The following is a 12906-nucleotide window of genomic DNA, read 5'->3' as shown; positions in this document are numbered from 1 at the left end:
ATGACATGGTCCGCGCCGTGCGGTACCTCTGAGGTCAGGTCGCTGCGCACCCGGTCGGGCGCGCCACAAGGGAGCGGAGATTTTCATGTCCACGGAGACCGGTCCGGCCGTCGGCGCCGAACCGCGAGCCCACACGATCTCGCCCGGCCCGAAAGGGTTACCGCTTCTCGGCAGCCTGCCGTGGTTCGCCAAGAACCCGCTCGCCTTCTTCGAGCGGCTGCGCGGTCACGGGGACATGGTCGGCTGGCGATTCGGCCCCAACTCCTGCGTATACATAGCCGATCCGGAGTGCATCGGCGAACTGCTCACCGAGACGGAACGCACCTTCGACCAGCCCGCACTCGGCATCGCGTTCCGCACGGTGATGGGCAACGGCGTGGTGGTGGCCCGTGGTACGGACTGGCGGCGGAAACGGTCGCTGGTGCAGCCCTCCGTACGGCCCAAGCAGGTGCGCTCGTACGCGGCGACGATGGCGAGCAGCGCGGTGGAGCTGGCGGACACCTGGTCCATCGGTGAACGCGTGGACGTCAAGCGGGAGATGGCGGCGCTGACGCAGAGGATCGCGGTCCGCACGATCTTCGGTGTGGACACCCCTGCCGACGCCGACGCGATGGGCCGGGCCATGGACGTGGCGCAGCAGGAGATCGGCAAGGAGTTCGCGGGCATCGGCGCGCTGCTGCCGGACTGGGTGCCGACACCGGGCCGCGCCAGGATCAGGAAGGCCGCCGCGGTCATCGACGCCGAGGTGGGCCGGGTGGTCGCCCGGCACCGCGACGGCGGGGACGACCGCCCCGACCTGCTGAGCCGGCTGCTGACCGCGGTGGACGAGACGGGCGCGCACCTCACTGACCGCGAGATACGCGACGAGACGGTCACCCTGTACATCGGCGGACACGAGACGACCAGTTCCACGCTGGTCTGGGCCTGGTATCTACTGTCCCGCAATCCCCGGGCGCGCGCCGCGCTCGACGAGGAGCTGGACCGGGTCCTCGGCGACCGGGAGCCGGAGTTCGACGACTACGCCCGGCTGACGTACACCCAGTGCGTGGTCAAGGAGACCCTGCGTCTCTACCCGACGATCTGGCTGGTCACCGGCGTCGCCAAGGAGGGCGCGCGGATCGGCGGTGTCCCGATGCCGCGCGGCACCAGGGTGTGGACGAGCCAGTGGGCGACGCACCGTGACGAACGGTGGTTTCCCGAGCCGGAGGAGTTCCGCCCCGAGCGTTGGGATCCGGAGGCGGGCGAGGAGATCGCGGAGTACGCCTGGTTCCCGTTCGGCGGCGGCCCCCGGGTCTGCCTGGGCACGCGGTTCGCGATGGTCGAGGCGGTACTGATCCTGGCCGTGCTGGCCCGCCGCTTCCAGTTGGACGTGGACCCGGGCATCGTCAACCCCGTACCGGCACTGACGCTGCAGCCCGACCGCGAAGTGAGGGCGACGCTCCGGGCGCGGTAGCGGTGTACGGGGCAGGACGGCCGGGACGGGCGCGGGCTCCGAGATCGGCTCCGACGCCGATATCCAGGCATATCGAAGCGATATGGCGTGCCGGCCGCCGCCTGTCCTCGGACTGCATCCGCCGGCAGATCCCGACATACGCCGGTGCGCCCCTGTCCGGCCTCGCGTACAACACGGGTGACGTCGGCGGCATCTACCGGCACGACGCCAAGATGTGCACCCGTGACCTGCGGTGGAAAGCGTTCCGCCCGGCCATCACGGCCATGGACGGCTGGTCGGGCGACATCAAGACGCCGTCCGTGTCAACGGGTCACGCCGTCACAACCGTACGGGGTGGACGGCCCGGCCCCTTCACCGGCCCGCGGTGAGGGTGTCCAGGAGGGCGGCGGTGAACTCCTTGGGTTTGTCGACGTGGACGGCGTGGCCGGCGTCGGGGATGACGGTTTCGCGGACGGGGCCGCCGGTGGCGGCGTAGTGATCGAGTGCGTGGCGGGTCTGGGCGACCATGGGCTGGGCGGGGCAGTGCTCGGCGCCGGGCCAGCCGGGGACGGCGCCCAGGGCACCGAGGTGGGCGAGGTCGAAGAGAGAGGTGTCGGAGACGATGAGGTCGTCGGTGCCGCGGATCCAGCCGATGGGCGGTTTGGGGTCGATACGGTGCAGGTCGTCGATACGGAAGTGGATCGGGGCCATGGCGTTGAGAACACCTCGGGAGCCGGGGGCGGTGCCGGGCCAGTGGTCGCTGGGACGGGTGTCGCCCGGATAGTGGCTGTCTCCGGTGCGGGTGGAGAGCATGGCGTCGACGAAGGCGTCCTCAAGAGCGGGGCGGAGCGGCGGCTTGACGTAGCTGGAGGCGAGGACGGAGCGGGGGGAGAGTGGTGAGTCCTCGCTGCGGTCTCCGGCCTTGAGGCGCTGGACGAATTCGGGGTTGACGGTACCCGCGCCGGAGCCCGCGCCGTCGGGGTGGTTGAGCCGGCCGTCCGGACCGTGGGTGCCGCCGAAGCCGTAGGGGGAAACGGGGTTGACGAGGGTGAGGCTACGGACGGCGGTGGGGTGGTCGCGGAGGTGTTGGAGAGCGATGCCACCGCCCATGCTCCAGCCGACGAGGTGGACACGGTCGAGGGCGAGGGTGTCACGAAGGGCGGTGAGGTCGTCGCTGTAGTCCCGCAGGCCGTGGGCGGCGTCGACGGGGAGGGGATCGGTGTCGCCGAAGCCGCGGAGGTCGACGGCGAGGGGACGATAGGCCGGGGGAAGGTCGAGCATGGTCTGCTGCCAGAAGGTGGCGGCGGAGACGTTGCCGTGGACGAAGAGGACGGGTTCACCGGTCCGGTCCGGGAGTTCGAGGAGGTTGAGGGTGAGCCGGGGGGTGGTGATGCGTCGGGCGTGGAGGCCGGGGAGGAGTGCAGGCGGGGTCATGGTCCGTCCTTCGGTGTGGCGGGGTCAGCCGAGCCAGGCGGCGATCTGGGCGCAGGCGGAGGAGTGCCAGCCGAGTTGGAGGTGGTTGGCGGTGGAGATGAGGGCGGTGCCGGCGACGTTGGCGATGCCGGTGCGGTCGAGGGCACTGTCGACGAAGACCACGCCATCGCTGGGGCCGCGGTTCTCGTTGTAGATGCCGAGGACGCTGGGGGATCCACCGGCGAGCAGGTAGGTGGCGACGGTGCCGGGGACGCCTGCCTTGTGCAGAGGGGTGATCAGGGAGCCGGCGTCGATGGCGGTCTGGATGCCGGTGCCGGAGGTGTAGAAGCCCTGGCCACCGTGGTACGTGGTGTACCAGTCCTGTTGGGTCATGTCGATGCCGTAGGTGGCGTCCCAGCGCGCGAGCATCTGCCGCTGTCCCGGATAGACGTCGTAGCCGTCGGTGGGGGTGAAGGCGAATTCGGGATGCGCGGTGTAGGTGCCGTAGCACGTCATGTAGAGGTGGGGCGAGGGGGCGTTGACGGTGCCGCCGCACTGCGGCCAGATGCTGAAGTCGTGGGCCCAGCCGTGGGCGTAGGGGTAGTCGTAGCCGCCGTTGGGGCCGCCGAGGGTGATGAGGCGGCGTACGTCTGAGGCGTAGGGGCGTCCCCAGCTGGGGCGCAGTGAGGAGACGTAGGCGCGGGTGGACATCTCCCCCTTGCTCCAGCCGACGAGGTCCACCTGGCCGACCCCGAGCCGGTCCTTGATGACGGCGATGGCGTCGCCGACCTGCTGGGCCTGCATCAGGTTGTCGCCCTGCTTGTGGGCGAAGTTGACGGCGAAGACGCGGTAGCCGCGGGCGGCGAGGTACTGCATGAGTCCGGTGCTGGGGCAGGAGGCGGCACCGCAGCCGTAGCCACCGGCTTCGCCGGGGTTGGCCCAGGCGCGGTCGGCGTTGTCGTTGGCGCCGTGGACGAGGAGGACGGGGGTCTGGTGACTGCCGCTGTTCCAACCGGGGGCGGAGTAGAGGAGGAACCGGCCGGAGTAGGGCTGCTTGACGCCGCCGAAGAAGGTGCGTCGCTGACCGTCCTGGTCGCCACGGCCGTCCTGGGGGTACTGCTCGGCATGGAAGCCGCTGGTGGTGTCGAGGTAGCGGTCGACACGGTCCCAGCCGTTGGCGACGGTGGTGTAGGTGGCTTCGAGGCTGAGGTAGCCGGGTGGGGCGGCGTGGGCCGCTGTGGTGGCTGCTCCGAGGCTCAGCAGTGTGAGGAGCATGCCGAGCAAGGTGCTTGTCGCTCTGCGCATCGCGGCTCTCCCGTCCGGGGTGGGCTCGGTGGTCCGGGTCCGCCACGGTAGGACGGTGCGGGAGACCTTCCCATGGGGTGAGCAGCCATAGGTACGGGGCACAAGGGTGTGTCGTGTCGCCATGTGCCGGGTTCCGAAACCCGGGGCGGCCTCGTCGCCGAGCTCCGTGGCATGCTCAAGACCCCTTGCCCCGGCCGGAAACGGGCAGGCCCAGTCCGCTGCATGTGCCCTCGGCAGAGCGTTTCGGCCCACCCGCGCCTGGTGCGGGCATCGAGAACCGTGCGTTCGTACGGCACGCGGAGGAGGCGTGACGATACGTGTGCAGGGTCGACGCCGTAGGGCACGCCGACGACGCCCTGGGCGAGGCACAGCAGGGCGTTGTGTCCGGAGGTCGCACTGGTTGACTATCGTGATCCCGCGAGCGGGCCGGGGCGGGCAGGGGGTAGACGGATGGAGTACGGACGGGCGGGGTGGGTGCGCGTGCCGGTGGGGGCTGACGCGGCGCGGTGGGCCACCCGGGCCACGTGCCTGCGGGTCCTCGTCGTCGTGCACAACGTGACTTCCGCGACCCGGTTGCTCGATGTGCTTCCTCTGTTCGACGACGACCTGCGTGTCCAGCTGTTGGTGACCTGTACGGGCTCCTCGGCGTTCGCGGCCGGCACGGCCGAGTTGCTGGCCGAGACCGGGGTGCCGGTCCTGCCGTGGCAACAGGCGGTTGAGACTCCGGTGGATCTGGTCGTCTCCGCGAGCTTCGGCGGTCAACTGGAACGGTTTTCCGGAAGGTTGGCCATTCTCTCGCACGGTGTCGGATACACTAAGAGGCTGGCAACACCGGACACCGGACACCGGACACCGGACACCGGGTCAGGGGCGGGGGCGGCAGCGGCGCCCGCGCCCGTCTTCGGGCTTGCGCCGGAGTGGCTTCTGTCGCGGGGCGCCCCTGTCGCGGACGCGCTCGTCCTCTCCCATCCCGAGCAGTACGAACGCTTGAGCGTCGCGTGCCCCGAGGCGGCACCGACCGCCGTTCTCGCGGGGGACCCCTGCTACGACCGGATACTCGCCGCCCGGCCCTACCGTGAGCGCTTCCGCCGTGCGCTGGCCGTGCGACCGGGACAGCGGCTCGTCCTGCTCAATTCGACCTGGAACTCCGATTCGCTTCTCGGTGACGGTGGAGAAGACCGGGGCAGCAACGGGGACGATGCCGTGGCTGCCCTGCTGGATCGAGTGGCTGCCGAGTTCCCCGTGGACGAGTATCGGTTCGCCGCCGTACTGCACCCCAATGTCTGGCACGGCCACGGGCCCGGTCAGATCCGTGCCTGGCTCGATCGCGCGCGGCGCGGCGGGCTGACGCTGATCGATCCGCTGAAGGGATGGCGGCAGGCCTTGCTGGCGGCCGATGCCGTGATCGGGGACCACGGTTCCGTCACCTACTACGCGGCCGCCCTCGGCACCCCTGTGCTCCTGGGAGCCGCGCCACTCGACGCCCTCGATCCCGATGCGCCGATCTCCGCGTTCATGCGGGAGGCGCCGCGACTCGACCCCGCTGCCTCACTGGCCGCACAGATCGAGGAACTCATCAGCCGTCACCGGCCGTTGGCGGGGCCTGCCGTGTTCACCACCTCCGTGCCCGGCGAATCCGCAGTCCGGCTGCGCAGACTCTTCTACTCGATGATGGGCGCGCCCGAACCCGGCCGGCCTGCCTCGCTCGAGCCGCTCCCGCTTCCCGACTACGAGCCCGGCACGGTCACCGCCCCCTTGCACGTTCTGTCGCGGGTACTCGGACCGGGAAGGATCGCGGTCAGTCGCTGGACGGGCCCGCCGGGAGTGAGCCCGGACGAGGGCGGAGAAACGCACGTCGCCGTGCACGAGGACACCCGTGACGTGGACCAGTTGGATCTGGCCGATGTCATCTTCCGGGACGGGGCGCCCGACGATCCCCGTTTCGGGTCCCCGTCGGTCTGGACCGCCGAGGTGCTCCGCCGCCATCGCGGCTGTTCCCTGGCGGCCTACGTGACCGGGCCGTCCACGTGTGTGGTCCGGGTGCGTGGTGCGGAGCCGCTCGGACTGGTTGCGGCGCCCGGCGCAGGTACCGAAGGGGTGTCCGGTGTGGACCCCGCCGCCTGCGCCTCCGCCCTGTACGCGTGGCTCGCCACCGGCGGCCACGACACGGTCGCAGCCGCCGAGCGGCTCGCACGGGTGGTGGCCGACGGGCTCTGCGTGCGGACGGGTACCCGCCGGCACGGCGTGCGACTCGTTCCTCTGCCCTCTCCGGAATCAGCGACGTGAAGGCGCCGGAACGGCGCCAGGAACGAGGACTTACGAGGTGACGCAGCGCTCCCGCATGCGCAGCAGGTGCGACAGGTGATAGTCCGCACGCTGGCCGTCGAGCGTCGTGATCGCCTCGTCGATCAGGGGCAGTGCCGCTTCGGTGTCCTCAGCGTCCAGCCAGGTCTCGGCCAGATCGGTGAGCGTCCGGGCCGTGTTGTACGTGTCGCCGCTCGCCCGGAAGTGGCGCAGTGCGGTCCCCAGCCTTTCTCGGGCCTCCTCCCGCTGACCGAGCCCGCGGAGGGCTCGCCCGCGATGACGTTGCAACAGTGCCTGGGCACGTGGCAGGTCGGCGGTCCCGTCGTCGTGCGCGCCCATCGTGTTCAGGATGCCGTCCGCTTCGTCGAAGCACTCGTAGGCCTCCCGGTACCGCCACTGCCGCAGCCTGAGCAGGCCCAGGAACTCCACGGCCGAGGCGTGGCCTCGCGTGTGGTCGGCCGACTCCTCGGCCCGCGCCGCCGCGAGTGACTCCGTCTCCGCTTCTTCCCAGCGTCCCAACTCGGTCAATGAGTGCGCCAGTTGTGCGTGGAGAGCGCCGGCGTCGCGGCCTCCCGGAAGATGGGTGTCGGCCAGGCGGGCTCCGATGCGGAGCGCCGGTACCAGCATCTCGTGGTACCCCGCTTTGAGCTGCAACGGCCACAGGGAACGGCACAGGCGTACGGCGATGTGCGGGTCGCCCGACTCCTCGGCGCAGCGAACGGCCTCGACGAGGTTGCCGGATTCCGCGAGCAGCGCCTCCAGGGCCGCGGCCCGGCCCTCGTAGCGCTGCCCGGTGCGGTCGTCGGCGGGTGCCGGGACGCGCCAGCTCTCCGGGAGCGCCTGATGCGCCGCCGATGTCGCCAGGTCCGCGTAACCGAGCAGGGTGCGGGTGAGAGCCGCGGAGCAGGCCGCGATTCCGTCCTCGCGGATCGCTGTCGCCTCGGCGTGCGCACGGACGGCGGGGCGGTAGTGGTAGCGCCCGTCGCCGGTTCCGTCACGGCCGCGTTCCAGGAGCATCAGGTCGGCGAGGTCCGCGAGGAGCCCGGCGGCGACCGACGGGTCCTGGCCCGTGGTCCGCCCGGCCGTCGCGGCGTCGAAGGCGGGCCAGCCGCGCAGCGCCATCAGCCGGTACAGCCTGGCGGTCTCCGGCTCCAGGATCCGGTAGTTGTCCTCCGCCGCGCCGCGGACCGGGTCGCTCTCCTCCTCGGTCCGGTGGGGCGCGAGCGTCGGGGCGGACAGCCGGTCCGCCGCTGCGCGCAGGGCATACGGCGAACCGCCGCAGCGTGCGAGCAGCGACGGCAGCGTGGCACGGGCCGCTGCAACGGTTGACTTGTCGGTGACGTCGGTCAGCAGACGCACCGCGTCCCGGTCCGTGAGCGGCCCGACCGGGACCCGTACGGCGTCGAGGCCGGGGAACGGGGTCCGGGCGACAACAATGGTGAACACCCCCGGCGCCGACGTGAGGAACGGCCTCACCTGGGCCGCCGAATGCGCGTGGTCGAGCACGACCAGGAGCCGACGGTCCGACACGCACTGGCGGAAGAACTCACCGAGGCGGTCGGTCGCGGGCGGCATCTCCTCGTCCCGCACTCCCAGTTGGCGGAGCAGTGCTCGAAGTACGGTTCCGGCGTCACGTGCGCTCCCGGCACCCCGGCCGCCGAGGTCGGCGTAGATCCGGCCGTCGGGGAAGAGACGGGTCGGCGTGGATCCGAAGTGCACGGCGAGAGTGCTGGAACCCATGCCGTCGGGGCCGTGCACCAGGGCGAGCCGGGGCCGTCCGTCCGGGCGCCGGGATGCCTCGCGCCGCAGCCGCCTCATCGCCTCCCTGCGGTCCGTGAAGAACCTGATGGAGGCGGGGAGGTGTGACTGCGTGGCTCGGACCGGAGCCGGTCCGCCTGGCACTCGTGCCGCGAACGCACTCCAGGAGGCCGCGAGTTGCGGGTTCGCACGGATCTGCTCGTGGACCATGCGGGCCACGTCGTCCTGTTCACCCGGACCGACGGGCGCGGGGACCTCCCGGCCGATGATGCGCCGTACGACACCGCCGGTCGATTCCCAGGCCCACTTGCCGGCCTCGTTGGCCATCCCCGAACCAACCGCGCCGAGTACCGCCGAAATGGCCGCCACCGAAGTGGGATCCAGCATGTCGCGCACTCCTCGTTCCCGGTGTTCCGCGCGGTGCGCCTCCCCGGCACCGCCGCTGCCACCGTGCGGATCAACGTTAGCGTCAGACGGGTCAATATCCCCTGAACACGGGGAGGATGACCGTCTCGACGCGACATGGGGATTGCGCGCACACGCCCGAAGACGCGCGTTTCGTGAAGGTCCGGGCGGCTACGGCCGCCCGTGGCGCGTCGGTCGGTCGCTCAGGGCGCCCTGAACAGCCTCGGGAAGCGCGGGGCGAGCCAGGGCTTGCGGCCCCAGGCGAGGACATGGCCGCGGGCCATGGCTCCCCAGGGGTCGCTGCGTCCCAGTGCCATCAGGAGGAAGGCGACCGGCTCGGTGAGGATGGTGCAGTCCGGGCGGGTCGGCGGCTGGGGGGAGACGGTTACGGCGCCCTCGGAGAACGTGACGCCGAAGCGGGCGCCGCCCCGCAGACGGACCGTGTAGCGAGCCGTCAGCCGGGCGGTGGCCGAGGCGTCGGCCACCCGGGGCATCGCGGTGATCAGGAAGGGGAGCGACAGCTCGACGCGGGTGCGGTCGATCACGTGCGGGCGGCCCAGCGCGCGGGCCAGGTCGTAACCGTGACCGAGCATGTGTGTCAGCAGGTACGAGCCCAGCACCGCCCGGCTCATCGGGCCCAACGGGGTGACCACGGTCCCGTCTCCGTCCGTCGTGCACCGGTCCATCGCCGTGAGGTACGCCTCGGCGTGCGTCACGATCGACCCGGCCAGCGGAGCGGCGTCCCGTTCCCCGAAGGCGGCGAGCGCGCGCTCGTTGGCCGCGGCGAGACTCTGCGGCGTTCCGTCCCCGTAGCTGCGCTCCTGTCCGGCCGCGATGTCCGCCATCAGCTCGTTGGCCTGCGCCAGATGTGCCGCCGCCTGCCCAACGGTCCACTCCGAGCGGGGCACGGGAACGCTCGTGTCGGCAACCCCGCGCAGCAGTGCGGCGATGTCCTCGGCGGTGCCGCGTATCGCCTCGCCGAGCCCCTCGGGCAGCGTGCCCCGTGCATCGTGTCCGGTCACCGACTCACCACTTCCCCCGCCGGGGCCGCGTCTGCGCGCCTGCGACCGGCGGACCTCGTCGTCACGGACACCCCGCGGCGCCCGCGGTACACAAGACCAGTCGGCGGGGCCCACGGCAAGATCGCGGCATGGCGGAGGCACTCGGCTCGGTGCGCGTTCGGCGCGGTGGGAGGCGGCACGAACTGCCCCACGTGTCTCGCCATGACCAACGGTCCGGCCACCATCGCGTCCCCGCGGAGCGTCTTGTGCAACCGCCCCCTCGTCCGCGGCACCGCCGTTGCCGCTCACCCGTGCTCCCTCCCCGATCCGGTGTCCGCGGGTCGAGTCCGTGGGCCGGTGGTCCGCTCCACGGCTGAACCCGGCGGTCAGGCGCCACGAGCGGGTGCGCGCGGGCTCCTCTACGATCGTCCCCGTGTGCGCAAACGTCATAGTCGCCGAAGACGACGAGAAGCAGGCCGAACTCGTACGCCGATACCTCGAACACGAGGGTCACACGGTGAGGGTCGTCGGGGACGGCCTCGCGGTCCTCGCCGAGGTCCGGCACCGGGAGCCCGATCTGCTGGTGCTCGATGTGATGATGCCGCGGGCCGACGGCCTGGACGTGGTACGGGTGCTGCGCGCCGAGCAGTGGGAGGTGCCGGTGCTGATGCTGACGGCCCGCAGCACCGAGGACGATCTGCTGCTCGGTCTTGATCTGGGCGCGGACGACTACATGACGAAGCCGTACAGTCCGCGCGAGTTGATGGCGCGCGTGCGGACGCTGCTGCGCCGCACCCGGCGGGTCACGGCCGCCGAACCTGACGAGGACCAGGCACTGAGGGTCGGCGCGCTGACGGTCGACCCGGTACGGCACGAGGTGTCGGCCGAGGGCCGGTCCGTGGAGTGCACCCCCGGTGAGTTCCGCATTCTCGCCGCCATGGCGGCCGAGCCCGAGCGGGTCTTCACCCGGCAGCGGCTTCTGGAGGAGCTGCACGGCTTCGACCGGTACGTCAGTTTCCGCACCGTCGACGTACACATCATGAACCTGCGGAAGAAGATCGAACCCGCGCCGCGTCGGCCCGCCCGGCTCCTCACCGTCTTCGGTGTGGGCTACAAGCTGACGGACCCGGCGAGGAACCCCGCGCGTGCGTCGTCGTAGCGGAGTGGCCGACGTGTCCCCTCGCCGTGAACAGCGGGCGCGGCTTCGTCATGGGCATCGGACCGGTCCTGGGCAGCGGGCGCGGCTGCCGCTGCGCAAGAGTCTGTTCGGCCGTCTGCTCGCGGTGTCGGCCCTGGTGGCGGCATGTTCGGTGGCCGCGACCGCCTGGATCGCGGTACAGACCACCTCCGGCGCCATCAAGCAGGAGCAGGGGCAGAATCTCACCGCCGACGCCCGGATCTACAACACGCTGCTCGGATACGCGGCGACGCATCCCACCTGGGACGGCGCCGACAGCACCGTGCGCGACCTGGCGCGGCGGTCCGGCCGGCGGATCGCCCTCACCACCGAGCAGCGGCGGCCCCTCGCCGATTCCGACGACCGGCCGTCCCCGCTCGCGCTGCCGCCCCAGGCGTCGGCGATCGTCGATCCGCTGTCCATGGACACGGCGCTGTCCCAGACGGTGGGCCGGACGGGTGCGACGGCCGACCGTGTCGACCCGCGCGCGGTCGGTCCGTTCCGGCTGCCCGCGGCCGAACGTACGGAGTTGCGGCGTGCCGCCCAGCGGAGTGTGGCGTGTCTGAGCCGGTCCGGGGTGGCGGCGGACGCGGTCGAGGGGCCGAGTGGTCGCCCGCGCATCGAGGTCGTCGGCAACGATCCCGACCGGATGGACGGCACCCGGTGCGCGGGCGACGACCTGGCACACCCGACAGCGACCGAGCGCAAGGCGCTGGGGGAACTCAACCAGTTGGCCAACGCCTGCCTGAAACGTCAGGGTCGCGCGAGCGTGCAGCTCAATCTGGACCTGTCCTGGGGCGCGCGCCCCGAACCGGTGCCGGCCGCGCGTGCGGATGCCGGGGTGGTCGCCCCCGTACCGAGCGTCCGGACCGGCGACGACGACCGGGCCACCGCCTCCTGTGTGGGCACGGCCCGACGCGAACAGCTCAGTTCCTATGTCGCCTCACCCGCGCTGTTGTTCATCGGCGACGAGAGCAGTACGACCGTGCCGGGCTTCGATCTTTCCCCGGCGAACACCGCGAAGATCGCGGGTGCCGCGGCACTCGTCCTGGCGCTGACGGTCGGGGCCACGGTGCTGGCCGGGGCCCGGCTGGTGCGGCCGCTGCGCGCCCTCACCGGTGCGGCACAGCGGATACGGGACGGGGACGACTCCGCACCTGTGCGGGTCACCGACGACAACGAGATCGGGCGGCTCGCCGCGGCCTTCAACGACATGGCCGCCCACCGCGCCCGCCTCGAAGGGCAGCGCAAGGACATGGTCAGCGATGTCGCCCATGAACTGCGCACCCCGCTGAGCAATATCCGCGGCTGGCTGGAGGCGGCGCAGGACGGCCTGGCGGAGCCCGACCCGGCGTTCATCTCCTCGCTGCACACGGAGGCCGTGCAGTTGCAGCACATCATCGACGACCTCCAGGATCTGGCCGCGGCCGACGCGGGTGCGTTGCGACTGCACCCCGAGCCGGTGAGCGCCGAGGAGGTGCTGGGCCAGGTCGCCGCGGCCCACCAGGCGCGGGCCGAGATCGCGGGAGTCACGCTGACGGTCCTGAGGGCGGCGGCCGGCGCCCCCGCTGCCGAGCTGACGGCCGACCCGGTCCGGCTGCGCCAGGCCATCGGCAATCTGGTCTCCAACGCGATACGTCACACCCCGGCGGGTGGGCATGTCACCTTGCACGCCTACGTCTCCGGATCCGTGGCGGACGAGGTGGCGGCGCGTGAAGTCGTGGCGGGCGAAGTCGTTGCCGGCGAAGTGGCGGACGATGCGACCACGGGCGTCGGCGCGGTGAGCGACGTGGTGACGGGCGACGTGGTCGTGGAGGTCACCGACACGGGCAGCGGCATCTCGGCCGGTGATCTGCCCCATGTGTTCGACCGCTTCTGGCGTGCCGAGAAGTCCCGCAGCCGCCGCACCGGTGGCAGCGGGCTGGGCCTGGCGATCGTGCGGAAACTGGTCGAGGCGCATGGCGGCTCGGTGAGCGCGGTGAGCGTCGAGGGCCAGGGCTCGGAGTTCACCCTCCGGCTGCCGATAGGGCCCGCGCGCACGGGGCCGGGAGAGTTCGGCTCGACGACCGTGCCGGGAGGCATGGCAGAGCGCGGGCCGGACCAGACCTGAT

8 protein-coding genes are annotated in these 12906 nt (G+C 71.6%); 4 read left to right on the top strand and 4 right to left on the bottom strand.

Features of this window, described 5'->3' with window-relative positions:
* Window positions 1-85: 85 nt before the first annotated feature.
* Complete coding sequence (locus ACZ68L_RS00820; RefSeq protein ID WP_469573037.1) at window positions 86-1453, top strand: cytochrome P450; 1368 nt, start codon at window positions 86-88, stop codon at window positions 1451-1453.
* A gap of 351 nt (window positions 1454-1804) precedes the next feature.
* On the opposite strand, the gene ACZ68L_RS00815 is transcribed toward ACZ68L_RS00820, so the two are convergent.
* Window positions 1805-2866 (bottom strand): alpha/beta hydrolase, encoded by a 1062-nt coding sequence (locus tag ACZ68L_RS00815; protein ID WP_469573035.1) that lies wholly within the window; start codon window positions 2864-2866, stop codon window positions 1805-1807.
* A 24-nt stretch (window positions 2867-2890) separates the two neighbouring features.
* The gene (locus ACZ68L_RS00810) at window positions 2891-4150 is read right to left on the bottom strand and encodes an esterase/lipase family protein (RefSeq protein WP_469573034.1); all 1260 of its coding nucleotides are present in this window, start codon (window positions 4148-4150) and stop codon (window positions 2891-2893) included.
* Between the two features lie 450 nt (window positions 4151-4600).
* Between ACZ68L_RS00810 and ACZ68L_RS00805 the strand changes: the two genes are divergently transcribed.
* Window positions 4601-6436 (top strand): hypothetical protein, encoded by a 1836-nt coding sequence (locus ACZ68L_RS00805; RefSeq protein ID WP_469573033.1) that lies wholly within the window; start codon window positions 4601-4603, stop codon window positions 6434-6436.
* Between the two features lie 30 nt (window positions 6437-6466).
* Here the strand turns inward: ACZ68L_RS00805 and ACZ68L_RS00800 are convergent, their stop codons facing one another.
* Window positions 6467-8599: a tetratricopeptide repeat protein gene (locus ACZ68L_RS00800; RefSeq protein WP_469573030.1), complete on the bottom strand. Its 2133-nt coding sequence runs from the start codon at window positions 8597-8599 to the stop codon at window positions 6467-6469.
* Between the two features lie 221 nt (window positions 8600-8820).
* Window positions 8821-9639: a maleylpyruvate isomerase family mycothiol-dependent enzyme gene (locus ACZ68L_RS00795; RefSeq protein ID WP_469573028.1), complete on the bottom strand. Its 819-nt coding sequence runs from the start codon at window positions 9637-9639 to the stop codon at window positions 8821-8823.
* A gap of 412 nt (window positions 9640-10051) precedes the next feature.
* Here ACZ68L_RS00795 and ACZ68L_RS00790 point away from each other — a divergent pair, with 412 nt between their 5' ends.
* Window positions 10052-10777 (top strand): response regulator transcription factor, encoded by a 726-nt coding sequence (locus tag ACZ68L_RS00790; RefSeq protein ID WP_469573027.1) that lies wholly within the window; start codon window positions 10052-10054, stop codon window positions 10775-10777.
* On the top strand, window positions 10764-12905 hold the full coding sequence (locus ACZ68L_RS00785; protein WP_469573025.1) for a sensor histidine kinase: 2142 nt from the start codon (window positions 10764-10766) through the stop codon (window positions 12903-12905). The genes ACZ68L_RS00790 and ACZ68L_RS00785 overlap by 14 nt, the downstream gene beginning before the upstream one ends.
* The last annotated feature ends 1 nt before the right edge of the window (window position 12906 follow it).

Source organism: Streptomyces sp. NPDC104309 (assembly GCF_055584025.1).
Note: the sequence above shows the minus strand (reverse complement) of the source record. Positions and strands in the feature narration are given on the sequence as shown.

Bases quoted from the DNA above. Each gene is read 5' to 3' on its own strand.
- ACZ68L_RS00805 (WP_469573033.1), top strand. From the start codon at position 4,601: ATGGAGTACGGACGGGCGGGGTGGGTGCGCGTGCCGGTGGGGGCTGAC.
- ACZ68L_RS00815 (WP_469573035.1), bottom strand. From the start codon at position 2,866: ATGACCCCGCCTGCACTCCTCCCCGGCCTCCACGCCCGACGCATCACC.
- ACZ68L_RS00810 (WP_469573034.1), bottom strand. From the start codon at position 4,150: ATGCGCAGAGCGACAAGCACCTTGCTCGGCATGCTCCTCACACTGCTG.
- ACZ68L_RS00820 (WP_469573037.1), top strand. From the start codon at position 86: ATGTCCACGGAGACCGGTCCGGCCGTCGGCGCCGAACCGCGAGCCCAC.
- ACZ68L_RS00800 (WP_469573030.1), bottom strand. From the start codon at position 8,599: ATGCTGGATCCCACTTCGGTGGCGGCCATTTCGGCGGTACTCGGCGCG.